Origin of the sequence: Serratia odorifera (assembly GCF_041448735.1) — a bacterium.
Classification (GTDB): Bacteria; Pseudomonadota; Gammaproteobacteria; order Enterobacterales; family Enterobacteriaceae; genus Serratia_F; species Serratia_F odorifera.
On the sequence record NZ_JBGMUT010000010.1, the window covers coordinates 23,365 to 49,586 of the forward strand.

Annotated in this window: 13 protein-coding genes; 5 read left to right on the forward strand and 8 right to left on the reverse strand. The window is 56.7% G+C overall.

All coding sequences use genetic code 11. The features are described from left to right. Window positions 1-10: 10 nt before the first annotated feature. The gene (locus ACCC84_RS19360; RefSeq protein ID WP_371902189.1) at window positions 11-11,839 is read left to right on the forward strand and encodes a hemagglutinin repeat-containing protein; all 11,829 of its coding nucleotides are present in this window, start codon (window positions 11-13) and stop codon (window positions 11,837-11,839) included. Continuing rightward, the gene (locus ACCC84_RS19365; RefSeq protein ID WP_371902177.1) at window positions 11,839-12,192 is read left to right on the forward strand and encodes a hypothetical protein; all 354 of its coding nucleotides are present in this window, start codon (window positions 11,839-11,841) and stop codon (window positions 12,190-12,192) included. Before ACCC84_RS19360 ends, ACCC84_RS19365 begins: the two co-directional genes overlap by 1 nt. 245 nt (window positions 12,193-12,437) lie before the next feature. Here ACCC84_RS19365 and ACCC84_RS19370 read toward each other — a convergent pair whose 3' ends face one another. Both ACCC84_RS19370 and ACCC84_RS19375 read right to left on the reverse strand, forming a co-directional pair. Further along, entirely contained in the window at window positions 12,438-14,096 is a 1,659-nt protein-coding gene (locus ACCC84_RS19370) for an AsmA family protein (protein ID WP_198773850.1), read from the reverse strand. A 130-nt stretch (window positions 14,097-14,226) separates the two neighbouring features. Next, window positions 14,227-15,621, reverse strand: a complete 1,395-nt coding sequence (locus tag ACCC84_RS19375; RefSeq protein WP_198773849.1) for a nucleobase:cation symporter-2 family protein — start codon at window positions 15,619-15,621, stop codon at window positions 14,227-14,229. Between the two features lie 241 nt (window positions 15,622-15,862). On the opposite strand from ACCC84_RS19375, the gene gltS reads away from it, so the two are divergent. Then, window positions 15,863-17,074 (forward strand): sodium/glutamate symporter, encoded by a 1,212-nt coding sequence (gene gltS / locus ACCC84_RS19380; RefSeq protein WP_004956770.1) that lies wholly within the window; start codon window positions 15,863-15,865, stop codon window positions 17,072-17,074. Window positions 17,075-17,137: 63 nt separating this feature from the next. Here gltS and recG read toward each other — a convergent pair whose 3' ends face one another. Genes recG through gmk form a run of 5 tightly spaced genes read right to left on the reverse strand, consistent with a single transcriptional unit; the run spans window position 17,138 to window position 22,995 of the window. Next, complete coding sequence (gene recG, locus ACCC84_RS19385; protein WP_371902178.1) at window positions 17,138-19,219, reverse strand: ATP-dependent DNA helicase RecG; 2,082 nt, start codon at window positions 19,217-19,219, stop codon at window positions 17,138-17,140. After that, on the reverse strand, window positions 19,216-19,911 hold the full coding sequence (trmH, locus tag ACCC84_RS19390) for a tRNA (guanosine(18)-2'-O)-methyltransferase TrmH (protein ID WP_039991442.1): 696 nt from the start codon (window positions 19,909-19,911) through the stop codon (window positions 19,216-19,218). The genes recG and trmH overlap by 4 nt, the downstream gene beginning before the upstream one ends. A gap of 5 nt (window positions 19,912-19,916) precedes the next feature. Beyond that, entirely contained in the window at window positions 19,917-22,022 is a 2,106-nt protein-coding gene (gene spoT / locus ACCC84_RS19395) for a bifunctional GTP diphosphokinase/guanosine-3',5'-bis pyrophosphate 3'-pyrophosphohydrolase (RefSeq protein WP_004956765.1), read from the reverse strand. A 19-nt stretch (window positions 22,023-22,041) separates the two neighbouring features. After that, the gene (gene rpoZ, locus ACCC84_RS19400; protein ID WP_004956763.1) at window positions 22,042-22,317 is read right to left on the reverse strand and encodes a DNA-directed RNA polymerase subunit omega; all 276 of its coding nucleotides are present in this window, start codon (window positions 22,315-22,317) and stop codon (window positions 22,042-22,044) included. A gap of 54 nt (window positions 22,318-22,371) precedes the next feature. Continuing rightward, the gene (gene gmk, locus ACCC84_RS19405) at window positions 22,372-22,995 is read right to left on the reverse strand and encodes a guanylate kinase (protein WP_004956760.1); all 624 of its coding nucleotides are present in this window, start codon (window positions 22,993-22,995) and stop codon (window positions 22,372-22,374) included. A gap of 283 nt (window positions 22,996-23,278) precedes the next feature. Here gmk and ligB point away from each other — a divergent pair, with 283 nt between their 5' ends. After that, complete coding sequence (ligB, locus tag ACCC84_RS19410; RefSeq protein ID WP_371902179.1) at window positions 23,279-24,979, forward strand: NAD-dependent DNA ligase LigB; 1,701 nt, start codon at window positions 23,279-23,281, stop codon at window positions 24,977-24,979. On the opposite strand, the gene ACCC84_RS19415 is transcribed toward ligB, so the two are convergent. After that, window positions 24,973-25,590, reverse strand: a complete 618-nt coding sequence (locus ACCC84_RS19415; RefSeq protein WP_039991440.1) for a trimeric intracellular cation channel family protein — start codon at window positions 25,588-25,590, stop codon at window positions 24,973-24,975. The genes ligB and ACCC84_RS19415 overlap by 7 nt on opposite strands. A 184-nt stretch (window positions 25,591-25,774) precedes the next feature. On the opposite strand from ACCC84_RS19415, the gene ACCC84_RS19420 reads away from it, so the two are divergent. Next, entirely contained in the window at window positions 25,775-26,215 is a 441-nt protein-coding gene (locus tag ACCC84_RS19420) for a DUF3574 domain-containing protein (protein ID WP_371902190.1), read from the forward strand. Window positions 26,216-26,222 lie beyond the last annotated feature (7 nt).

Consider the following 26,222-nt stretch of genomic DNA (forward strand, 5'->3'; position numbering starts at 1 on the left):
AAGGATGACGATGAAAGAGGATAGACCCGTTCATGCTGGCCAGCGTTGGCTGAGCTATACCCTGTGCAGCCTGTTGGCCTGGCAGCCGTTGCTGCCCGCCTTGGCGAACGGTGTTAACGTTGCCGAAGGGAATACCCGACTCGATCAGGCTGGTAATGGTGTGCCGGTGGTCAACATCGCCACGCCTAATCAGGCGGGCATTTCCCACAATAAATACAATGAATTCAACGTGGGCAAACAGGGGCTAATCCTCAACAACGCCACCGGGCAGCTCAATCAGACCCAGCTTGGCGGCCTGATCCAGAACAACCCCAATCTGAAGGCCGGGCAGGAAGCCCAAGGCATCATCAACGAGGTTGTCGCCCCGAACCGCTCCCAGCTGCAAGGCTATATGGAGGTGGCGGGCAAACAGGCCAACGTGATGGTTGCCAACCCTTACGGCATCACCTGCGCCGGCTGCGGCTTCATCAACACCCCGAATGCGACGCTGACCACCGGTAAACCGGTGTTAGGGCCGGACGGCAAACTGCAGGCGCTGGAAGTCACGCAAGGGGCCATCAGCATTCAGGGCAAAGGACTGGATGCCAGCCAGAGCGGGAAATTTGCCCTGATCGCCCGTGCTACCGAGATCAACGCCCAGCTGTATGCCCAGGATGCCACCCTCACGCTGGGGGCCAACCGTGTGGATGCGCAGGGCAATGCGACCCCGATCGCGGGCCAGGGAGAGGAGCCTAAAGTGGCGGTCGATGCCGGTGCGCTGGGCGGCATGTATGCCAACCGTATTCATCTGGTTTCCAGCGACAAAGGCGTAGGCGTCAACCTCGGTAACCTCAATGCCCGTGCCGGGGATATCACCCTGGATGCCAACGGCAAATTGACGCTCAATAATTCGCTGGCGCAAGGCGGTACATTAACGGCGACAGGGCAAAGTATCAGCATGTTGGGTGACCACAAGGCCACCGGCTCCATCACGTTAAACAGCCAGGGGGACCTTTCCCAGCAGGGGGGGAGGCTGGTCAGTGACCAGAATATCGCTCTCACCAGCGGTGGTACGTTGCAGATGAGCAGCGGCAAGCTGATCTCTGGCAACGATGTCAGCCTGCGGGCTCGTGACGCGCGGGTGGACAGTTCGAGCCAGATTGATGCTGCCCGCCATGTCGACATGACGTTGTTCAACAGCGGTATGACGCAGGGGCAAGTGACCGCCGGGCAAAACCTCACCCTCAGCGGCACTAGCTTGGTCAACAGCGGCACGCTGGCGGCCAATGGGGCGATACAAAGCACCCTTTCCAACCTGGCAAACAGTGGAACCGTTCAGAGCCAGGGCAACCTGTCGTTGAGCGGCCAGTCACTCGCCAACGGCGGCAGGATACTGAGTGGAGGAGCGCTGGCCCTTACCAGCCAGACGTTGGATCAAGACGGCACCTTGAGCGCCAAAGGCAAAGCCGATCTTACCGTTAAAGATACGTTGCGAAATGGCCGCTACGGCGAGTTGCTGAGCGACGACAGCCTGATGCTGTGGGCTGGAACCCTGCAACAGAATGGCCTGATCTCCGGCGCGACGGGGTTAACCCTCAACAGCGATACGCTGGCCACGGCGGCAGATTCCCTCACCACCAGCCAAGGCAGGATCGCGGTTAACGCGGGTAACGCCACGTTAGGCGGGGAATGGAATGCGGGTGGCGATCTGGCCTGGCATGGCACGACGTTGAACACGCAGCCGGGTACTCAGATACAAAGCGGGGGCAATCTCACCCTCCAGGCACAACAAGCCACGCTGGCGGGTACCCAAACGGCGAAAGGGGCATTAACGGTAGAGGCTGGCTCACTGCTGCACAGGGGTAAAAGCCATGCCGCAACCCTGGCCCTGAAGGCGGACACCCTGACCAACCAGGGCACGCTGGTCGCTCCCGTCTTGAAGATTAACAGCCAGACGCTGACCAACAGCGGCTTGCTACAAGGCAGCCAGACCCTGGAGCTTATTGCCCGCCTGATGGACAACCAGAAGGGCGGCACCGTGTATACGGCCAACGCCCTGTCGCTGGCCATCCCGATGCTGAAAAACGCCGGACTGATCACCACCGATCGGGATTTGGTGCTCAGTGGCGATCAACTGCTCAACAGCGGTGAAATCAATGCCGTGAACCTGACGGCCAAAATCCAGCGGGTCGATAACCAGCAGAGCGGTTTACTGCTGGCGAAAGATAAGCTTTCACTAAACGGTATGGGGTTGTCCAATGCCGGGCAACTGGCTGCCGATCAACTGACCCTGAACACCAACAGCATCGCCAATAGCGGCACGGTGCAGGGCGACAGCACTCTTGCTATCAAGGCTGCGGAAGCCACCAACCGTGGGCGTGTACTCACCGGCGGTTCACTAAACCTGATTGCAGACACCTTGACTAACGCCGGGACGATGCAGGCGGTCATGATGGTCCTGTCACTGGCCAAACAGTTCAGCAACCAGCAAAACGGCTCCGTCAACGCGAGCGGCTCCCTGGTGCTGACCACCCCTCAGTTTAGTAATGACGGCCTGCTGGCTGCAACGACGCTGACCTTGGATACCACGACCCTGTTCAATACGGGAACTCTGCAAGGCAGCCGTCAACTCAATCTCGGCACCTCCACGTTAGACAACCAGCTCGGTGGCGCTTTACTCAGTGGCGGAGCACTGACATTACGGACAGATTCGCTGACCAATAGCGGATTGCTTCAGGGCCAGACACTGGATCTGTCCACCCAAGAATGGCTTAACAACGGCAATGCGCTGAGTGAACAAACGGCGAGCCTGACAGTCGCCAATACGTTGACCAACCAAGGGAAGATCCTCGGCCAGCAAGAGATGACCGTCTCTGCGGGCTCAGTGGACAACACGGGATGGCTGGCGGCCAACCTGCTCGCCGTCGTGGGCGACGTTATCAACAAGGGGCTGGTGCAGGGTAGCCAATCCCTGCAACTTTCCGGCACTCATCTCAATAATGCAGCCACAGGCCAGATGTTATCGAGTGGGACGTTGCACCTTGAAGGCCAACAGTTGGTCAACCAGGGTGCTCTGCAGGGGCAACAACTGGCGGTGAAAGCCCAGACCTGGCAGAACAGGGGCAGTGCCCAGGCGCAAGATCGCCTGACGGCAGACCTGATCGGGGACATGCTCAACAGTGGCCAGTTACTGAGCCAGGATCGTTTTGATCTCACGGCGGCCCAGATTCTCAATCAGGGCACTCTGGCGGCAGACAAGGTGGTATTGACCGCGCCACAGCTGACCAACAGTGGTTTGCTACAGGGCAACAGCCATCTGCAACTGGCTATCCCCAATATCAGTAACCTTGCCAGCGGGAAGCTAGTCAGCGGAGGTGCGCTGAAGCTGGCGCTCGAACAACTGGATAACGCTGGCCTATTGCAGGTGAATGATGATTTGTCTCTCACCGGCCTGCAATTCACCAACCAGGGCAGCATCCTGGCGAACAACCTGAACCTTGATGTACAGGGAGGCTTGGTAAACCAGCAAGGCGGCCAACTGGTGGCCCGTGAAAATGCCACCTTCCGCAGCCAATCGGTGAACAATGCCGGGGTGTTGGCGGGTAATACGCTGGCGGTGGACAGCGGCACCGTGACTCACAGCGGCATCATGCAGGGCAATGCCGGGCTGACTCTGAACAGCACCGCGCTGAACGTGCTGGCCGGTGCACAACTGTTGAGCGGTGGTGAACTGACACTCAACGGTGGCGCAGTTACCAACGCTGGATCCTGGCAGGGGAATAGCCTGACCTTTGGCGTCGATAGCTTGGATAACAGCGGATCGATAAACGCGGTTACGGGCCTGACCGGCACCGTGGCTAACACGATGCAAAATAGCGGGCAGATGGGCAGCCTGGGGACGCTGAACCTGAGCGGCGACTATCTAACCAACAGCGGCAAGCTGGTTGCCAACCGGTTGACGCTGGATGCCGCCACGCTGAATAACACGGGATTATGGCAAGGTAGCGAGTGGCTGAATGCCCACGGTGATGCGCTGACGCTGGGGGCGTCAAGCCGTACGTTGGCAGGGGGCGCGTTGTCGCTGAATGCTGGGCAACTGACCTCAGAAGGGTTGGTTCAGGGGGGACAAACCCACGTCACGGCCACGGGCTGGATGAACAGTGGCAGCCTGCTGGGGAGTGATTCTCTGGCCGTCAACGTCACCGATGAACTGGTGAATGAAGGGTCACTGCTTAGCCAGGGTAACAGTGAAATACAGACGCAGACGCTGACCAATGACGGTGCCGTTCTGAGCGATGGAAATCTGTCTTTGGTGGGCGCTACGTTGAACAACCAAGGTGCCGTACAGGGTAACATCCTCAACCTGACGCAGAACTTGGTGAATAACGCCGGTACGCTGATCGGCCTGCAGTCGCTGACGTTAGGCATTCAGGCATTCTCCGTCCCGTTGTTGACGCTGGTGAACCGCAGTCAGGGCTCACTTCTGACGCAGGGAACGCTTTCTGTTAATGGCAGAACGGTGACCAATGACGGTCGCTGGCAGGGGCAACAGGTTCTGCTGAATGCTCAGACGTTGAATAACAGCGGCTCAATCCACAGTGCGGATGCGCTGCAAATGGCTCTGTCTGGGGCGTTGAGTTCGACGGCTGGCAGCAAAATTACCGCCAATGGTGCAGCTGTTTTACAGGCAAAGTCGTTGACCAACGCCGGGCAGTGGCTGGCAAAAAATCTCACCCTACGCGCTGACACCCTGAATAATCAGGGCGAAATCAGCGGCGTTGACGGCCTGATGGTCGAGCTAACCGGAGATTTCACCCAGCAGCAAGATAAAACCCTGCTGACGGCGGGGGACCTGAAACTGGATGCGGCCTCGGTCACCAACCTTGGGCGTATCCAGGGGAACGGCGTATGGGTTAACAGCGGTACGCTAACCAACAGCGGACGCGTACAAGGTGAAACAGGCTTAGCGCTGAACCTTAGCGGTGGGTTGACCAATAACGCCACGGGTACCCTTCTCAGCCAGAACGCACTCACCATTACCTCGCCGTACTGGATCAACAGCGGCTTGATGCAAAGCGGTGCTGACACCCGGTTCAAAGGGACGATATCAGGGCGTAATGACGGTAGCCTGCTTGCTGGTTCCGATCTGTCACTCCATGGCTCGCAATTTACCAACACCGGTTGGCTACAGGCAGGATCCCTGTTACTGAATGCGGATGCGTTGGACAACAGCGGTACCTTGCTGGCAGAACTGCAGGGAACCTTGACCGCAGGTAGCCTGAACACTCAGGGCACGATCCAGGGAAACAACCTGGCGTTGAATACCCAGCAACTGACTAACGGTGGCACGCTGCTTGGTACCTCCGGGCTTGGCATCAATGCCGGTCAGGTGGCGCTTCAAGAGACAGGGAAAATGTTCAGCGGGGGCGATTTACTGCTGAGCAGTGGCGATTTTGACCAGCGTGGCCAGGTCGTGGCGTTGGGCAACCTGACGCTGCAACTGGTGAACGCCTTTACTAACCAGAACGTGATTGCCGCAGGCCAGAGCCTGAACCTTGACAGCCAAGGGGCGTTGACCAACCAAGGCACTCTGCAGGGGCAGAGCATCAACCTCACGGCGTACGGCATCTTGACCAACAACGGGCAAATCACCGGCGGAAGTGGGGCCAGCATCCTCAGTGGCAACGCCATTGCCATGAACGCGGCCGGAACCCTGCAATCAGGGGGCGACGTGACCCTGAACAGCCAGAGCGATATCACCGTTGACGGGTTTACCGGCACGCTGGGCTCAATGACGCTGAATGCGGCTGGCAGCCTGATTAATACTGCCTTGCTGTATGCCGGTAACAACCTGTACCTGCTGGCCAACAGCATCACAAACCTGCGCGGTGACATCCTGGCGGGCAACAGCCTGTGGATGCAGCGTGATATGGCAGGCAATGCCAACGCTGAAGTGGTGAACAGTTCCGGCACTATCGAGACACAAAATGGTGATATCACCATTAACACCGCCCATTTGCTGAATCAGCGCGATGGGTGGTTGGTCAATGAAGAACAACAGGCCGTAACGCAGGATACGCTTTGGAATGGCCGTTCGGTTGTCGCACTTAAACTGGGTGACTTGCCAGTGGATGAGCTGGGATATTACGTAAAGACGGTACGGACTGGCGGCAGTTTTGGGCACGGTAACGGCTCAATTGATAATTACTACTATCTGGCTCCCAAGGTTTCTGCAGTCGACAAAAAGATCCTGGTTTCATCCTCTACTGTAACCGTAAGTGCTGGTGGTGGTGCGGGCCAGATTGCTGCTGGGCGTGATATGACAGGGGGAATTGCTCGGTTGGATAATATTGCCAGCAATATTCTGGCTGGTGGCAATGTGTCGCTGACGGGTGAAACGCTCAATAACGTCAGTGCAACGGCAGGGACTCAGGGAAAATATCTTACTTATCATTATGATGGTAAAACGGCAAAGGGAGAATTTAGCAAGACACTAGGCTTGGATTTCTTTAAGAAGCCACATAAAAACGGTTATATACGACAGGACGTGGACACGATTGTTCAATATTACTTAACCGGACAGCCGGAGTATGAGAGCCGTGATATCACACTCTACCGCGCTGTTATTCAGGCGGGTGGTAACGTTGTGGCCAACTTTGCCAACGATCTGAGTAATACCACCACCTCACCCAACGCAGGTGGTGTAAGTCACACTCTCAATGCCCCGACGCTCAGTACCCTGAGCCAACAGACTATTGGCGGTGCCGTAGAGAAACAGTCGCTGTCAGCCGGTGATAAAGCGGCGGTCAATTCCCCTGAATGGCAAGACAGCCTACAGAATGCCCTGCAGCAGATTAACGGGGGCAGCGGCCTGGATAGCGTCACGCCTGAGCTCACCGGATTAGAAAAATATAGCGACGCTGGCCAGGGCAGTGCCAATCTGGGGGATGGAACCCAGTTACAAAATACTGCCACCGATGGCCAAGATCTGGTCGGCACGGATGGCAAAGGCTTAAACCGGTATCAAGGCAAAACGGTCGATACCAGCGCGTATCCTCTGCCTACGGGCGAGAACGGCTATTTTGTGGCGTCCACCGATCCGGACAGCCCGTATCTGATCGCCACCAACCCGAAACTGAACGGCCTGGGGCAACTCGATCCGAACCTGTTTGGCGATCTCTACGCGTTACTGGGGAGCAACCCAGGTCAGAGCCCACGTGAAACCAACGAACAGTTCACGGTAGAAGACAAATTTATCGGCTCCTCCTATTTCCTGGACCGCCTGAACCTCCACCCGGATTACGACTACCGTTTCCTGGGGGATGCGGCCTTTGATACCCGTTACGTCAGCAATGCCATGCTCAATCAAACGGGGAGCCGTTATCTGAACGGCGTGGGTTCAGATCTGGAGCAGATGCAAACCCTGATGGACAACGCCGCCAGGGCGCAACAGTCGCTGGGACTGAAGTTCGGGGTCGCGTTAACGGCGGAGCAGATCGCCTCGTTGGATCACAGCATCTTGTGGTGGGAAGCGACCAGCATCAATGGCCAGACGGTGATGGTGCCGAAGCTCTACCTGTCACCAAAAGATGTGACGATCAATAACGGCAGCGTGATTTCAGGGAAAAATGTCTCGCTCACCGCCGGTAACATCACCAACAGTGGCAGCACGCTGACCGCACAGAACGCGCTGACGCTCGATAGCCAGAACAGCATCAGCAACCTCAATGCAGGCCTGCTCAATACGGGCGGTAACCTGCAACTGAGCGCGATTGGCGATATCAACAATATCGGCTCAATCATCAGCGGCAAAACGGTACGGTTGGAAAGCCTTGATGGCAGCATCATCAACCAGACGCTGACGAATCAGTGGAATACCCAGGGTTCTCTGGGCGGCTGGATGCCACAAAGCCTGTCGCTGTCACGCACGGAAATCGGTGATATCGGCACCATCCAGGCCTTGGACAGCTTGAGCCTGAGCGCTGGCAACAACATCGATATTCTGGGAGCCAAATTGACTTCCGGCGGTGCAATGGATCTGCTGGCGGGGGGCGATATCAACGTCCTGGCCAACACCACCTACAGAGCCGATAAATATCAGGGCTGGCGGAACGTAAGAGAGAGCGAAACTCACAGCAGCCAGGGCAGCGAAATTAGCGCTGGTGGGCCGCTGACGGCCGATGCAGGCCGTGATGTCAACGTGAAGGCCAGCCAGGTTGGCAGCCAGAGTGATACTGCCCTGATGGCTGGGCGCGATATCAACCTGCAAACGCAGGAAGCGAGCACCCGGCAGAAAGATAACGGCACCGAACAGCGCAGTAACGATGCCACGCGCACTACCCTCACTAGCGGCGGCGATTTAACGCTGGATGCAGGCCGGGATGTGAACTCGCAGGCAGCGGCGATAGTGGCGGATAACAACGTCAACCTGAACGCCGGGCGTGACGTGAACCTCAACACCCAGCAAACCAGTGAATACCGCGAAAGCAAGGAAGGTAAACGCCAGCAGGTGGATGAGTCTATACGTCAGCAAGGAACGGAGATCGCCAGCGGGGGCAACACCACCATTCGCGCCGATCGAGATACCACCTTGAATGCGGCACAGGTGCAGGCCAGCGGTGATGTGGCGGTAAGCGCCGGGCGCGATCTGACGCTCAACAGCGCCACCGAAAGCGACTACTCCTTCTTCGAAGAAACCAAAACCAAGAAAAGGTTCCTGTCAAAGACCACCACCCACACGGTGCGGGAAGATTACGCCACGCAGGAAAAAGGCACGCTGCTGAGCGGCGACAACGTGTCGCTGTCTGCGGGTAACGATCTGACGGTGAAGGGGTCTTCGGTTGTGGGTGACGGCAAGGTTAACCTGCAAGCGGGTAACAACGTCGAGATCGTGGCGGCGACGGAAGAGCAGTCCAGCTACCGGTTGGATGAGAAGAAAAAGAGCGGGCTGATGGGCACCGGTGGTATCGGGGTGACGATTGGTAGCTCCAGCTCTCGCCATCAGGTGAACGAAGGCGGTACCACGCAGAGCCAGAGTGTCAGCACTATCGGCTCGACCGGTGGCGATGTGAATATCGTTGCGGGCGGCAAGGCACATATCGACGGTGCGGATCTGATTGCCGGTAAAAATCTCAGCGTTACTGGCGACAGCGTCGTTATCGAACCGGGGCATGACCTGCGTACGGTAGAAGAGCGGTTTGAGCAGAAGCAGAGTGGCCTGACGGTGGCGTTGTCCGGTGCGGCAGGTGCAGCGGCCAACTCAGCAATAGCGGCAGCGCAGAGTACCAAAAATGAAAGCGATGGCCGTTTGGCCGCCCTGCAAGGCACCAAAGCCGCGTTGTCTGGGGTGCAGGCAGGGCAGGCCGCAGTGTTGGATAATACCAAGGGCGATGCGGGTAATGCGATTGGTATCAGCCTTTCCCTGGGGGCCCAAAAGTCGTCATCCACGCAAAAACAGGTCTCTGACAATGTCACCGGTTCGACGTTGACGACGGGTAATAATCTGTCGGTGACCGCAAGCGGCAAAGGCAGCGGTGCCAACAGTGGCGATGTGGTGATTGCGGGTAGTCAGTTGAAGGCGGGTGGCGATACCACCATCGATGCCTCTCGCGACATTTTGCTGGCCGGGGCTGCCAATTCCCAGCAGCAGACGGGGAGCAACAAGAGCATCGGCGGTGAAATCGGTATCGGCCTGAGCCTGGGTAAAGACACGGGTATCAAGGTGTTCGCCAACGTCAACGCTGGCAAAGGCAGCGAGAAAGGCACCGGTACGCAGTGGACAGAGACAACCATCGACAGCGGTAAGACGCTTGCCATGAACAGCGGGCGCGATACCACCCTGGCCGGTGCACAGGTCAGCGGTGACAAGGTGGATGTTGACGTCGGACGTAATCTGACGCTCTCCAGCCAGCAGGACAGCGATCTCTACGACATGAAGCAGCAGAACGCCAGTGCGGGTGGCAGCTTCACCTGGGGCTCGATGAGCGGTTCCGGCTACCTGAACCTGAGCCAGGACAAGATGCACAGCAACTACGACTCGGTGCAGGAGCAGACCGGGATCTTTGCAGGCAAGGGCGGCTTTGACGTTAAGGTCGGCGAGCATACCCAACTGGATGGCGCGGTAATCAGTTCAACGGGCACGGCGGACAAAAACAGCCTGGATACCGGGACGCTGGGCTTCAGTGACCTGCACAATAAGGCGGACTACAACGTTGAACATGTCGGGGTCGGGATAAGCGGCGGTGGCGACTTTGGTGGTAAGGCGTTCCAGGGCAACCTGGCGGGCGGGATGCTATCGGGCCTGAACGGCAGCGGCCATGCCAGCGGCACCACGCAGGCGGCGGTGAGCGAAGGTAACATCACTGTTCGTGACCAGGACAAGCAGCAACAAAATGTCGCCGACCTGAGCCGGGATACAGCGAATGCCAACGGCAGCATTGCGCCGATCTTTGACAAGGAGAAAGAGCAGAAACGGTTGAAACAGGCGCAGTTGATCGGTGAGATCGGTGGGCAGGCAGCGGATATCATCCGCACACAGGGTGAGATAAACGGGCTGAATGCGGCGAAGGCCGATCTGGCGAAAGATGGCAAACTGCCGCCGGAGCCGGGAAAAAATGCCAAGCAGGAAGAGATTGACCGGTACGTCAACATCCTGAAAGACACCGCTGCGTATAAAGGGGCCATGAAGCAGTATGGTACGGGCAGTGACGTGCAGAAAGCGGCACAAGCCGTGACGGCGGCGTTGCAGGGGCTGGCAGGAGGAAATATCTCCCAGGCACTTGCTGGTGGTTTGAGCCCGTACGCGGCAGAGCAAATCAAGAAGTATACCGGCACGAATGAAACGGCCAACGCGCTTGCCCACGCGGTGTGGGGCGCGATAGCGGCGCAGGTGAGCGGCAACAGCGCTGCGGCAGGGGCAGCGGGTGCTGCTGGTGGTGAATTGGCCGCGCGTTATCTGGCAGAGAAGTTATATGGAGCAGACACGCCAGGAAAAATTGCTAAACTGAGTGAGGAGCAGAAGCAGAGTCTCAGTGCGCTGTCGACGCTGGCGGCAGGCTTGGTGGGTGGTGTAACGGGTGACAGCACCGCTAACGCTCTGGCGGGTGCTCAGGCCGGCAAGAATGCGGTGGAGAATAATGCGCTGAATGGAAGTAGCTTCGGTAAGGGCATGGCGGATTACGGCATGTCGCAAACCTCGCTCGGTGCCTCCATGCTGCAAGGTGGTGCTTCACCGGATGAAATCATAGCAGCGCTAGTCAAGAACTCTCAGGGAGATATGCCGGAAGGCCAAGATGCGGTTAAAGGTCTGTTGACTGCATGGGGAGAGTTCTTTGGGGTGCCGGTCAGTGCATTAACTGCTGATGGAGAAATGACGCCGCAAAGAGCGGCGGAGATCGTGGCAAGCGGTGTGCCGACGAGTGAAGCTAAGTTAGTTCAGTATGTGGCGGCGAAAGCTGTTCTGGCGGTAACGAAGACATTAAGTACGGGCTCTACAAATGCCGCTGAAAATGCGACCAAAACAGTTATTGATCCCAAGAAGTTTGATTATCTCTTTGGTAATGTGAAAAGTAGTGAGCATAACGCTGATCGCTCTACCCAGTTAGCTCAGACAATGAACCGTTTGGGATTAGAAACCAATGAGAAAGGGGCCAGTGTACTTACCGAACACTTAAAGCAGGTAGCAAATACGAAAGGTAATGTTGTAGATACCTATACGAAAGGAAATCAAGCCTTTGAAGTTCGGGAGTCATTGCTTATTGGTCCTTCAGGAAAGGCGGCTAAATTAGAAACTGCTTTTGAGATCATGCCTGATGGCTCTCGTAGATTTGTCACAACTATTCCTAAAGACGGTAAAAAGTAATGTTTATTAAATCATTCCCAGATGAAATTGATTTATTGGGCTTTTTTGAGTCACTGCCCATGGCAACTAGTGAAGTTGCTGATTTACATTTTGCATATCAAACCAATGATGATAATGGGTTAGAGATTATTTTTTCATTCTGCGCCACGGCTGGCTGGATACAAACGGTCATCTCGTTTAATGGGAAAGAAGTGTCTAGGTACCTTTCCGAAAATGTTAGCGAGATAAAGTTGCAAAAGGATGCTACAGGCGAGTATCTATACTCTGAAATTATTACCGATGAGTTAGTTACGAAAGTCGTAATACGTGTAAGGCCATATATATCAGTAAGCAGTAGCTCTTTAGTTAGATAAAAAGATCCCGGCCAACTGGCCGGGATCTTTGCTTCTACGCCAGAAATCCCTCAACTTCCCGCCGTTGTAACCGGATCACTCCGGGTGCGGCGGTGATCTCCAGTTGTGCCACATCGGTGATCCCGGACTCTATGATCCAGTCCCCACCGATGATCACCTCGCCGTTCTGCCGTACCCAATCCGCTCCCAAATCCTGCCGCTGCTGGCTTTGATCTCCCCCCTGATGGAGTATCCGGTCCTTCTTATCACGGCACCTGCTGCTCCAGAGTCTGCCCATTCTTGCTGGTAGCCTGCAACTGGCCCTTCAAAGACGCCTTAAACGGCCCATCGCTGTTCAACAAGCCTTTCAATTGCAGTTGCAGATTGCCATCGCCCTCCAGCGGTACCGGCTGCCATCCCCATTGCTGCAAGGTATTCAACGGTATCGAACGGCCATTCAGTGCCAGGGTGAACGGCTTGCCCGGCAGTTGCGACACGCTGGCTTTGGCGTCCAGCAAGCCATTCGGCATAAACGCACTGAGTTCGGTAACGGCAATCTGCTGCGGATCTGCCGTTAGCGCCAGAGAAGGGCGCCTGACGTCGATCTTGTTAAAGGTGGCTTCACTGGCATTCAGGGTCAGCGAGCCTGAACCAATGCCCCAGTGATGATCGTTCGCCAGCAGCAAATTGCTGCCATAACCGTCCAGCGATGTCAGCTGGAATGGGAATTCGGGATTGATATCAATGATCAGGTTGCGGTTGGTGGTCAATTTGGTGACGTACACCTGCGCCAGCCAGTCCGGCAGCGGTTGCAGCCACAGTTCGCGCCAGTTTTGCGGCAGAGTGTATTCCAGCGCCACCACGGCGACATCGTCCAGCTGCAGGCGATGATTGGCGCGCAGCCAACTGCCGGAGGCGCGCAGCAGCCCGCCTTCCCAGCGCGAAGTGAACTGCTCGATGGCAATGCCCGCTGGCGACAGTCGCATATTGATGATCGGATCGATCAGGTGGACACGGCCGTTGATCATATCGCCGGCGTTGAAGTTCAGTGAGCCGTCCTGGCTGCTCCAGTCCCCCTGATGGAAGCTGACGTTTTGCAGCGACAGATCGAGATCGTTAAATGCCCACTCTTTGCCTTCCAGCCGCGCATCAATCAGATCGAAACGTTTTACGGTGACCGGCGGCAGGGCGGTAAAACGTTGCCAAAACTGGGTCAGCGTCTGCGGCGTTTGCAGCCGTACATTACTCAACCGCAGACGTTCCACCAGCCAACTGCCATCGGCGGCGCGGCTGGCCTTGCCGGTCAGATCACCCTGCGCCAGGTCGGCGCCGAAATCGTTCAGCAACAGCCGATTTTGTTTGATTTCTCCCTGTACCAGCACCTGGGAGGCGGGGATACCGTTCAGCGACAGTGAACCGGCGCTGAACTGGAACTGGTTGTTTTCACCCAGTACATGGCCGGCTTTTGGCTGCCATGGCGTAATGCCGGCATTAACCTTCTGCGCGTTGAGCTGCCAATCGGTATCGCTGGATTGCAGCGCCATATTGCTCAATTGCAGCACGTCCGCCTGCAATGGCAGCGCGGCCTGCGGCTGCAAGTTCAGCGTACCGTCGCGCAGCGTGACGCTGTGGAAATAGCGCGGGTTGGTAATTTGGCGCAGACTCAAGCCGAGATCGATCCGTTTGGCGGCCAGCGACTGCGGCTGGTTGCGGCGCGTCAGCGTCACCTCTTCCAGGCTGATTTGAGCCGGCTGACGCCAGGCATGGCTGATTTTGCCTATGCTGAGCCGATAGTCGCTGTTATCGCTTACCCAGTTGCCGAGCCGCTCGGCGGCCCAACGCGTTTGCCCGATGACATACAGCAGCACTAGCGCGAGCACTACCAACAGCAGCAACGTCAGCAACAGTTTCCCGATAAATTTCATCGCCTATACCTGCGTCGGTCAAAAAAGATACCCTGTTTATGCCGTAATTGGCCCATCATCTCAAGGGCAATGGTCTGATAGGCAATAAAAAAACGGCCGATGGAGGCCGTTTTGTCACATCGCGCGGAGATTATTCTTTTTCTTGTGGGAACAGCAGATTCAGCACGATAGCGGTAATGCCGCCGGCGGCGATGCCGGAAGACAGCAGGGTCTTCAGCCAGTCTGGCGCAAACTGCAAAATCAGCGGTTGCTGTGAAACCCCCATGCCTACCGCCAGCGACAGGGCCATGATCATGATGGCGCGACGATTGAGCTTTTCACGTGAAACGATGCGTACGCCCGACGCGGCGATGGTGCCGAACATGACGATGGTCGCACCACCCAGCACCGGTTCGGGAATGTGCTGTACGAATCCGGCTACCGCCGGGAATAGGCCAAGCACAATCAGCATCAGCGCGACCACGAAGCCGACGTAGCGGCTGGCGACGCCGGTCAGTTGGATGACGCCGTTGTTCTGGCCGAAACAGGAGTTCGGGAAGGTATTGAACACCGCCGAGAGCATCGAGTTCAGGCCATTGGCCAACACCCCGCCTTTCAGACGCTTCATGTACAGCGGGCCACTGACCGGCTGCTCGGAGACGTCAGAGGTGGCGGTGATATCGCCGATGGTTTCCAATGAGGTGACCATAAAGATCAGCATTAGCGGCAGCAGCAGGTTCCAGTCGAAGCCCAATCCATAATACAGCGGCGTCGGGATGGTGATCGGTGAGCCCGGCGGCACCGGCTGGGTTGCTGGCAACATGTCGAGCGCCCAGGCCAGCAAATAGCCGACCGCCATGGCGATCACCAGCGATGCGACGCGCAGATACGGGTTGCGTTGGCGGTTAAGCAGGATAATCACCGCCAGTACCGCGCCGGCCAGGAGCAGATTTTTTGGCGTCCCGAAGGTGTGATCGTTCATCGCGGCATAGCCGCCGCCGATCGACGTCAGGCCGACCTGGATCAGCGACAGCCCGATAATCATCACCACGATACCGGATACCAGCGGCGTAATAATGCGCCGTGCCAGATGCAATACGCGCGACAGTAGAATTTCGGTACAGGAGGCGACCATCAGGGTACCGAACAGCGCAGCCATCATGGTCGGCACATCGGCGCCGCCATTTTTCAGCGCCAGGCCGCCCATAATCAGCGGCGAGACAAAATTGAAACTGGTGCCCTGAATCGACAGCAGGCCGGATCCGACCGGACCCCAGGTTTTGATTTGCAGAATGGATGCCAATCCGGAGGCAAACAGCGACATACTGATAATGTGTTGCGTGTCCTGTGCCGGCAGGCCCAGCGCCTGACAGATCAGCAACGCCGGAGTAATGACGGCGACAAACATCGCCAGCAGATGCTGACCGGCGGCAAACAGCGTTTGCGGCAGCGGTGGGCGATCTTCCAGTCGATAAATCAGTTCACTGTTGCGGGGAGTCGTTGAGACGGACTTTGCGGCATCAAGCTCGGCGGATGGCATGGTCATGGTGAGGCATTTTCCAGAAACGGCAAAGAGCGCATTTTAATCGCCCAGGCAGCAAAAGCAAACGGTTGCGCCTAAATATTATGTTAGGCTGTTTTTATGTTATGTCGCATTTTTATTCATTTTTTCTTGTTTTTTCAGCGGAATTTTCTTCTAATCCTGCACTCGTCAAGTTTAAAAACGATATGGTTTTATATAACTTATTATTTTAATTGGATCTTTTCCCCTCACATGGAGTAGCTAGATGTTTCATCTCGATACTTATGGCACGCTAGTCGCGGCAACCCTGGTTTTGCTCCTTGGGGGCAAATGCGTTAGAACCATCCCTCTGCTCAGAAAATACACCATTCCAGCCCCGGTTGCCGGTGGTCTGCTGGTTGCTCTGTTGCTGCTGATCATGAAAAAGACCGTTAACTGGGAAATCAGCTTCGATATGTCGCTGAAAGATCCGTTAATGCTGGCGTTCTTCGCCACTATCGGTCTGAACGCCAATCTGGCACGGTTGCGCGCTGGCGGCAAGGCGCTGGTGGTGTTCCTGTTTGTGGTGCTGGGCTTGCTGCTGGTGCAGAACGCCATCGGCATTGGCATGGCGAAAATGCTGGGGCTGGATCCGTTGATGGGTCTGATCGCCGGTTCGATCACCCTGTCGGGCGGTCACGGTACCGGTGCGGCCTGGAGTAAGCTGTTTATCGAGCGATATGGCTTTGAAAACGCAACGGAAGTTGCGATGGCCTGTGCGACCTTTGGTCTGGTATTGGGTGGCCTGATTGGCGGGCCGGTAGCGCGCTATCTGGTAAAACACTCCTCTACCCCGGAAGGTTCGCCGGATGACAGTCAGCAACCGAGCGGTTTTGAAAAGCCGGAAAGCGGCCGTCTGATCACCTCATTGGTAATGATTGAAACCATTGCCATGATCGCCATCTGTTTGAGTCTGGGACAGTTGATTTCCGGTCTGTTGCTCGGCTCGGTGCTTGAACTGCCGACCTTCGTCTGCGTGCTGTTTGTCGGCGTGATCCTCAGCAATACCCTGGCGTTTACCGGCTTCTATACCGTATTTGAACGTGCGGTGTCGGTATTGGGCAACGTCAGCCTGTCGCTGTTCCTGGCGATGGCGCTGATGAGTCTGCGACTGTGGGAACTGGCCTCGCTGGCATTGCCGATGCTGGCTATCCTGGCGGTTCAGACGCTGGTAATGGCGCTGTACGCCATTTTCGTTACCTATCGTATCATGGGCAAAAACTACGACGCGGCGGTACTGGCTGCCGGGCACTGTGGTTTTGGCATGGGCGCAACGCCAACGGCGATTGCCAATATGCAGGCGATTACCGATCGCTTTGGTCCGTCGCACCTGGCCTTCCTGGTAGTGCCGATGGTTGGCGCATTCTTCATTGATATCGCCAATGCAATCGTCATCAAGCTGTATCTGCTGCTGCCTGTTTTCCCGGCGGTTGGCTAACGCGAATTGCGAGAGAAGGGCAGATGAGCATCATGCCGGCCACCTTGGGGTGGCCGGCATTTTTTATGCGTTGGAGTAACGGGCTTTTTCTGGCAGCCAGCGTTCGATCAGGGCGTGAGCATGTTCAGGATAGTTTTGGTGAATATGGCGTGCGACGCGCTGCACCTCCGGGATCATTGCCTGATCGCGCAGTAAGTCCGCCACTTTGAATTCGGCGCTGCCGGTCTGTCGGGTGCCCAGCAACTCGCCGGGGCCGCGAATCTCCAGATCGCGCTGGGCGATAACGAAGCCGTCATTGCTGTCGCGTAACACCTGTAAGCGCTTTTGCGCCGTTTTGCTCAACGGCGTTTTGTACAACAGCACGCAGTGCGAGGCTACTGCGCCCCGGCCAACACGACCGCGCAACTGGTGCAACTGCGCCAGCCCCAGACGTTCCGGGTTGTCGATAATCATCAGACTGGCGTTTGGCACGTCCACGCCGACTTCAATCACCGTAGTGGCTACCAGCAGTTGCAGCTCACCCTGTTTGAACGACTGCATTACCGCCTGCTTTTCCTGGGCTTTCATGCGCCCGTGTACCAGCGCGACCTTCAGTTCCGGCAGCGCGGTTTTCAGTTCTTCCCAGGTAGCCTCTGCCGCCTGTGCTTCCAGCAGTTCGGATTCTTCGATCAGCGTACAGACCCAATAAGCCTGGCGGCCTTCTTGCAGGCAGGCGTTTCTGACCCGTTCGATAATATCGGCGCGACGGGTATCAGGGATGGCGACGGTGGTCACCGGCGTACGGCCGGGGGGCAGCTCATCGATTACCGAGGTATCGAGATCGGCATAGGCGGTCATCGCCAGCGTGCGTGGAATGGGCGTGGCGGTCATGATCAACTGATGGGCATGGTAGCCTTGCTCTTCGCCCTTTTCCCATAGAGCGAGGCGCTGATGCACGCCAAAACGATGCTGTTCATCAATGATAACCAGGGCCAGCCCGTTAAACTGAACCTGTTCCTGGAACATGGCGTGAGTACCGACCACCATCGAAACCTGCCCACTGGCGATGGCTTCTTGCTGCGCAATCCGCGCTTTTCCTTTCTGTTTGCCAGCCAGCCAGCCGACTTCGATGCCCAGCGGTTCAAACCACTGGCGGAAGTTATTGGCATGCTGTTCGGCCAGCAGTTCGGTGGGCGCCATCAGCGCTACCTGTTTGCCATGCGCAATCGCACGCAACGCTGCCAGCGCCGCAACCAGCGTTTTTCCAGAGCCAACGTCACCCTGTACCAGCCGCATCATCGGGAAATTCTTTTGCAGGTCGGCTTCAATATCGGCAACCACGCGCCGTTGCGCTCCGGTAGGCGCAAAGGGCAACTGGGCGAGAAATTGGTTTTTCAATCGATCGTCCGGCATCAACGGCTGCGCGTGGTAACTTTGCGCTCCGGCGCGGACTGCCAGCATACTGAGATTGTGCGCCAGCAGCTCCTCCATGATCAGCCGTTTCTGCGCCGGGTGTCGGCCCTGTTCCAGATCGGCCAGCTGGATATCCGGCGCTGGACGATGCAAGGTATGTAACGCCTGCGGCAGGCTCATCAAGCCCCCGCTCAACTCGGTTGGCAGCAGTTCGGCAATCGCGCAGGTATCCAGCAGGGTCAGCGCCTGATCGGTCAGCTTGCGCAGCGTGGCCTGACGGATGCCCTCGGTGGTCGGATACACCGGTGTCAGGGATTCCTGCAGCTCCACCTCGCTGTGTTCCCCCTGAATGCGGTATTCAGGATGGATGATTTCCGCGCCGTGATTGCCGCGTTTGACTTCACCGTAGGCGGTAACGCGCCGGCCGGTGGCCAGGCTGTTTTTCATCGCCGCATTGAAGTTGAAGAAACGCATGGTGAGGATGCCGGTGCCATCGCTGATCTGACAGGTCAACATGCGACGGCGGCCAAAACTGATGTCGGTGCGCAGCACTTCGCCCTCTACCGTGGCGAAAATACCTGACAGCAGCTCGCCAATCGGATATAGCCGAGTGCGGTCTTCATAGCGCAGCGGCAAATGCAGCAGCAGATCCTGGATGGTTTCCAGGCCAATTTTGGCCAGTTTTCCCGCCTGGCTGGCTCCAACCCCAGAAAGCGTGGTCAGTGGGACGGCGTCCAGCAGGCGGCCTTTCATTTTTGTACCGTTGCCTGCATGGCTGCCCACCATTCGGCGCTGGCGACCACCTGGCCCTGTTGATCGATCTGCGGCCGGGGCAGCCCTTTGCGCTTGGCAACGTTGGCCAGCACCGGATATCCCCCTTCGAACAGCAGACGCTGCTGCTCTTCCTGTTCCAGCGTGCTGGCTTCGCGACGATACATGCCGGCATTTTGCCGTTGCCGCTGTGCTTCATACAGGATAAGCGCCGAAGCCACCGATACGTTGAGCGACTGCACCATGCCGATCATCGGAATAATGATGTCACGATCGGCCAATTGCAGCGCTTCTTCGCTGATACCGGATTTCTCCTGGCCCAGCAGAATACAGGTTGGACGGGTATAGTCGATGTCTCGGAAATCTACCGCTCGGGCAGAAAGGTTGGTCGCCAGAATTTGCATGCCCTGGCTTTTCAGATGACCGACCGCTTCGCCGATAGTGCGGTGCGTTTTGACATTGACCCAGCTGTTGCTGCCGGCGGCGGAAGAAACCAGCGTACGCATGCGAGTGGTTGGCCACACGGCATGCACCTGGTGCACGCCGACGGCGTCGGCGGTACGGATAATTGCGGAGACGTTATGCGGTTTGTGAACCTGTTCCAGGCAGACCGTCAGATCTGGCTGGCGGGTTGCGAGCATTTCACAAATCCGCGCATAGCGTTCGGGGCTCATAGGCGCTAATTTCGGTTACGGTTAACTTTAATCACATCCGGCATGATACGGATTTTACGCATTATATTCGCCAAATGAATGCGATCACGAGTGGTCAAGCGAATAAAGGCGCTGTAAACCCGGCCATCTTTCTCTTCGGTATTCAGGCTTTGAATGTTCGATTCGGCCGCATTGATCGCCGCCGTCAGGTTAGCCAAGGCGCCCTGATGGTTGAACATATCCACTTTAATTTCGGCAATGAATTCCTGTTCGGTTTCTTTGTCCCACTCTACCGCCATGAACTTTTCCGGTTCTTTCTGGTAGCCGCGGATATTGCGACAGGATTCATGGTGGATAACCAGCCCTTTGCCTGGGCTGACGTGGGCAATGATCGGATCGCCCGGTATCGGTCGGCAGCATTTGGCAAAGGTGATCAGCACGCCGTCGGCACCTTTGATGGCCAGGTTGCGCACGCCGGAAGAGGCGCCAAGGCTGGAACGATCGCCCTGCAGATTCTTCGCGACCACCACGCTCATGGCGTTGCCGAGGCCGATTTCCGCCAGCAGATCGTCCAGCGACGTCAGCTTCATGCGCTCGAGTTCGTGCTGGATGTTTTCCTGTGGAATTTCAGCCAGCTTGCGGCTGCCGCCCAGCGCATGATTAAGCAGGCGACGGCCCAGACTGACGGAATCATCGCGTTTGAGGTTCTTCAGCATTTGGCGGATCTTCGCACGTGCTTTGGAGCTGACGACAAAGTTCAGCCATGCGGCGTTCGGCCGCGCGCCCGGTGCGGTGATGATTTCCACCGTTTGACCGCTGCTCAGCGACTGTGACAGCGGATACGGCTGCCGATCGACACGCGCGCCAACGCAGGCGTGGCCAATATCGGTATGCACCGCGTAGGCGAAATCGACCGGCGTTGCGCCCGCCGGCAGTTCGACAATGCGCCCTTCCGGGGTGAAAACGTAAATCTCATCGGGGAAAAGATCGGATTTGACGCTCTCGATAAATTCAAACGAGCTGCCGGCGCTTTGCTGCAACTCCAGCAGGCTTTGCATCCAGCGCTGGGCGCGGATCTGCGCAGTGGTGCCGGTTTCGCCCTGTTCTTTGTAAGCCCAGTGCGCGGCAACCCCCATTTCCGCCATCTGATCCATGTCTTCGGTACGGATCTGCACTTCTACCGGTACGCCATGCGGGCCGATCAACGAGGTGTGCAACGATTGATAGCCGTTGGCCTTGGGAATGGCGATATAGTCTTTTACCCGGCCCGGACGCGGTTTATACAGGCTGTGTGCCTGGCCAAGTACCCGATAGCAGGTATCGACTTCCTTCACGATCACCCGGAACGCATAGATATCCATAATGGAATGGAAGCGCTGTTCCTTGAGGTGCATCTTGAGGTAAATGGAATACAGGTGCTTTTCTCGCCCGCTGACGCGGCAGGGGATGCCTGCTTCGGTCAGCCGCCCTTCGATCTCGGAAAGAATCTTCTGGATCATCTCTTTGCGGTTGCCGCGAGCGGCTTTCACCACTTCCTTGATCACGCGGTAGCGATTGGGGTAAAGCGCTTCGAAACCCAGCTCTTCAAGCTCGGTTTTTAGGTGATGAATACCCAGGCGGTGGGCCAGTGGGCTGTAGATTTCCAGGGTTTCACGCGCGATGCGTCGGCGCTTGTCCGGCCGCAGCGAACCGAGGGTGCGCATGTTGTGCGTCCGGTCGGCCAGTTTGATCAGTACCACGCGGATGTCCTGCACCATCGCCATGATCATTTTGCGGAAGTTTTCCGCCTGCGCTTCTTTTTTGTCCTGGAACTTCAGTTTGTCGAGCTTGGATACGCCTTCAACCAGTTCGGCAACGCTTTTGCCAAACAGCTGTTCCATATCCTGGTAGGTGGCCGGGGTGTCTTCGATGACGTCATGCAGCAGCGCGGCCATCAGCGTCTCATGATCGAGACGCATTTCCGCCAGAATGCAGGCCACGGCGACCGGGTGGGTAATATAAGGCTCACCGCTGGAGCGTGTCTGTCCCTCGTGAGCATCACGTGCAACGAGGTATGCCTGTTTGAGGCGCTTAATCTGCTCCTCAGGCAGGTAACGTTGAATCAGCAGATTCAGGCTTTCAAACAGGTACAAAGGCAGACTCGCAGTCTAATTAACGACGACCTTCAGCAATCGCGGTAACCGCTTGAATTTCTGCGGCTTCCTGCTCTTGCTGCTCTTGGCGCTCACGCACATCCAGGATCTGGTTATTGATCAGACCCTCTTCGATTTCGCGCAGGGCGATCACGGTGTACTTGTCGTTCTCTTCTGGAACCAGAGCGTCTTTACCGCCGGTCTGGATTTGACGTGCCCGACGAGCAGCGACCAACACCAGGTCAAAACGGTTACCAATTTTCTCTACAGCGTCTTGAACAGTTACGCGTGCCATATTTGTGCTACTCCACAGGTGACGAAAAGACTGGGCATAATACTGAAACTGACTTCAGTCTGCCAATAGTTTGCTGATTAAAGCGTCATGCCGCAGCATTTGCCGGCCTAAACGCAAGCGCTCAGCGCGAATAATGGTTTTCAGATCGGACAGCGCCAGATCGAAATCATCATTCACAATCAGATAATCATACTCCGCATAATGCGTCATTTCTGCAACCGCCTGCGCCATGCGCCTGGCGATCACGTCTTCGGAATCCTGACCGCGTCCGCGCAGGCGGCGCCCCAGTTCTTCCTTCGACGGCGGCAGAATGAAGATGCTGCGCGCCTGCGGCATTTTGGCGCGAATCTGCTGCGCCCCCTGCCAGTCGATATCAAGGAAAACATCGACGCCGGTCGACAGCACCTGCTCGATGGCGGCGCGTGAGGTACCGTAATAATTGCCGAACACTTCGGCATGCTCAAGAAACGCATCCTGCGCGATCATGTGACGGAATTCGTCGTGCGAGACAAAGAAATAATGCTCGCCATGTTGTTCACCCGGGCGACTTGCGCGCGTGGTGTGCGAAACCGAAACCTGTGTGTCGTACAGCGGTTGCGTCTTTAACAAAGCCTGAATCAGACTTGATTTACCTGCGCCACTGGGAGCAGAGACAATATAAAGCGTGCCTTGAGCCATGATGATGTTCGTTGATAGCGGTTGATGTGCCAATAACAGCGGATGTGTATTTTCTCCGCACAGTATACACGGCTAACGCCCTTGTTGCAGCGTTTGCGCGCATTTTGCCCATTGCTTTGTGTGAAAACGTCGGCAAAAAACAAATCTGCGCAACGTATCGCGATATTTCCGTAGTTTTCTGCAAACAACAATTTCTTTTGGAAGACATTTTGCAGCGTTATTTATGGTCGCTGGCCTGGTTTGCGCATGGGGGGTTTAATGACGTCAATCAGGGAGGTGCAGCATGCAGAAATATCGGGCCTGGCTTGTCCTCGCGTTGTGGTGGGCAATGTGCTGCGCCGCCGCCGGGGCGGAAACATGTCCCGCGTGGCGCCAGGAACGGCTGTCGTTGGAAATGACGGCACTGGAACAGCAACTGACGCGCTGGGATGTCGCCTATTATCAGCAGGGACAGGGGCTGATTGACGATGAACTCTACGACAGCCTGCGACAGAAACTGCGTCTTTGGCAATCTTGTGCGGGGAGCGGTGACGGCGACGCATTACCGGCGTTGCCGGTGGGGAAGACGCCACATCCCGTTGCCCATACCGGGTTGCGCAAACTGGCGGATCGTCAGGCAGTGGTGCAATGGATGCGCGGCCGCGACGCGCTTTGGGTGCAACCGAAAGTGGACGGCGTTGCGGTAACGCTGGTGTACCAGCGGGGCACGCTGATCGGCGCCATTAGCCGTGGCGATGGCAAACAGGGTGAAGACTGGCTGGAAAAAGTGAAGTCCATCCCTGCGGTACCGTCCAGCTTGCCAGATGCGCCGGAAAGGTTGGTATTGCAGGGAGAGCTGTTTCTGATTATGACCGATCATCAGCAAAACCTTACCGGCGGGGTGAATGCGCGCTCAAGGGTGGCCGGTGCGCTGTTGCGCCAGCGGCCGTCGCCGTTATTAGCGCAGATTGGGCTGTTTGTCTGGGGATGGCCCGATGGCCCGGCAACCATGGCCGAGCGGCTGCGGCAACTTGCCACGCTCGGCTTCCCGCTGGCGCAGGCTTACACGCGGTCGGTCAATGATGTCGACGGCGTTGAACACTGGCGTAGTCACTGGCATCAAAACCCGCTGCCTTTCGTCACCGATGGCGTGGTCATTCATCAAGACAGCCCGCCGCAAGGGCGTTACTGGCGTAATAAGCCGGCGGAGTGGGCGGTAGCCTGGAAGTATCCGGCCGTGCAGCAGGTGGCGCGAGTAAACAAGGTTATTTTCCGCATTGGTCGCACCGGCAAGATTGCGGTGGTTTTGGCGCTGGATCCGATACGTCTGGATGACAAGTGGGTTCGCCGAGTCAACGTGGGGTCCCTGCCGTTGTGGCAACAGTTGAACGCGCTGCCTGGCGATCATGTCGCCATCAGCCTGCAAGGGCATGGTATTCCGTATCTGCGCGACGTGGTGTGGCGTGCGGTTGAACGACAGCCGCTTACGGTACCCGATGCCAATCGTTACCATGCTTTGAGCTGCTTTGAATTACAGCCAGGCTGCCGACAGCAGTTGATTGCGCGACTGGTCTGGCTGAGCGGGGCGCAGGGATTAAATCTGCGCGGTGTGAATGAGGCGAGTTGGCGAGCGCTGATTGAACAATCGCTGGTAAAGAATCTGGCGGACTGGTTAACGTTAACGCCGCAGCAGCTAATGGCGGTACCGGGTATCGGCCACAAACGTGCACAAGACATTTATCAACAATTCAGGCTGGCGCGGCAACGACCTTTTGCGCGCTGGCTGATCGCGTTGGGTGCGCCCTTGACGCCGTCACAGAGCCTTGGCGTTGAGCATTGGGTGCCGGCGCTGCAACTGACGACGCAGGCATGGCAGCAAAATGCCGGGATTGGCGCGAAACGAGCCAATAATATCAGGGCGTTCTTCCAGCATCCGTCGGTCAGGCAACTGGCCGACGCGCTGGCCGAACAGCAGATTGACGGCTTTTCTTCCCAGCCTCAGTGATCGTGATGCTGGTAATTGAATACCGGCAGACCCAGACGAAAACGCAGCGCGATCAGACGGGCGCTTAAACCGGCGACCAGCGTGATGATCACCACCACATTATGCGGCAGGCTCAGGTGAAGCAGGCCGATGTACAGCCAGGCGGCGGCAAAGGCGATGCCGGCATAAATTTCTTTTTGAAAAACCAAAGGGATGCGATTGCAAAACATATCACGCAGTACGCCGCCAAATACGCCGGTGATTACCGCGGCAATGGCGGCAATGATCGGCCCGTGACCCATATCCAGGGCTACTTGTGCGCCAATGATAGAAAACACTATCAAGCCGACGGCATCCAGCACCAGGAACAGGCGGCGTAAGTGACGCATCAGCGGGGCAAGCCAGGTGGTAACGATCGCGGCGATGGCAACAATCACAATGTATTCAGGATGTTTGACCCAGCTCAGCGGATAATGACCGAGCAGCATGTCACGTACCGAACCGCCGCCGATAGCGGTGGCAGAGGCGATAAAGATTACGCCAAACATGTCCATTTGGCGGCGTCCAGCGGCGAGTGCACCGGTCATGGCTTCGGCAGTGATTCCAATGATATAAAGAATGCTCAATAACATGAGGGCTTCGCTGAGGACAAGAGTAAGTCGTAATCTGAAGAGTAACGAGCACGACGTCATATCGCCACTGAGTTTTTCTAACTGATTAAATTTCGGATTAGTTTATTTTATTTATATTGCGCCGCACTGCCCTGTCAGGGTGCTTTATGGCGCGTGAAGCAATATTAGCGCATAAGGAAATATGATGGTAAAGACCTTGACCTGGCTGACCACCGTCGGTGCAGCGTTATTACTTGCTGGCTGTGTTGCGTCCAGCTCCACGCCGCTGTCTGCGCCTTCCTCGCAGGCACGCTGTGTAACGGGTGAACCGATGGTGCAAACCACGCTGTATTTTGGTCTCAACCGACCGCATGGTCCGGCGCTTAGCGGGCAAGAATGGCAGAGTTTTGTCGACCGGCAAGTGACGCCGCGCTTCAAGCAGGGGTTATCGGTATTTGACGCTCGTGGTCAATGGTTAGGTCACGAGGGACAACTGGTGCGCGAAAACAGCAAGGCATTGGTGTTGATTCATATGCCCGGCACAGTAAGCGAAGGCGATATCGAGGCGCTGCGCACGAGTTATAAACAGCAATTCTCGCAGGATTCGGTTATGCGCGTTGATGCGCCGGTTTGTGTGGCATTTTAATCAAGCT

Coding starts and splice junctions, on each gene's coding strand:
- ACCC84_RS19360 (WP_371902189.1), top strand. CDS start 11: ATGAAAGAGGATAGACCCGTTCATGCTGGCCAGCGTTGGCTGAGCTAT.
- ACCC84_RS19365 (WP_371902177.1), top strand. CDS start 11,839: ATGTTTATTAAATCATTCCCAGATGAAATTGATTTATTGGGCTTTTTT.
- ACCC84_RS19370 (WP_198773850.1), bottom strand. CDS start 14,096: ATGAAATTTATCGGGAAACTGTTGCTGACGTTGCTGCTGTTGGTAGTG.
- ACCC84_RS19375 (WP_198773849.1), bottom strand. CDS start 15,621: ATGACCATGCCATCCGCCGAGCTTGATGCCGCAAAGTCCGTCTCAACG.
- gltS (WP_004956770.1), top strand. CDS start 15,863: ATGTTTCATCTCGATACTTATGGCACGCTAGTCGCGGCAACCCTGGTT.
- recG (WP_371902178.1), bottom strand. CDS start 19,219: ATGAAAGGCCGCCTGCTGGACGCCGTCCCACTGACCACGCTTTCTGGG.
- trmH (WP_039991442.1), bottom strand. CDS start 19,911: ATGAGCCCCGAACGCTATGCGCGGATTTGTGAAATGCTCGCAACCCGC.
- rpoZ (WP_004956763.1), bottom strand. CDS start 22,317: ATGGCACGCGTAACTGTTCAAGACGCTGTAGAGAAAATTGGTAACCGT.
- gmk (WP_004956760.1), bottom strand. CDS start 22,995: ATGGCTCAAGGCACGCTTTATATTGTCTCTGCTCCCAGTGGCGCAGGT.
- ligB (WP_371902179.1), top strand. CDS start 23,279: ATGCAGAAATATCGGGCCTGGCTTGTCCTCGCGTTGTGGTGGGCAATG.
- ACCC84_RS19415 (WP_039991440.1), bottom strand. CDS start 25,590: ATGTTATTGAGCATTCTTTATATCATTGGAATCACTGCCGAAGCCATG.
- ACCC84_RS19420 (WP_371902190.1), top strand. CDS start 25,775: ATGGTAAAGACCTTGACCTGGCTGACCACCGTCGGTGCAGCGTTATTA.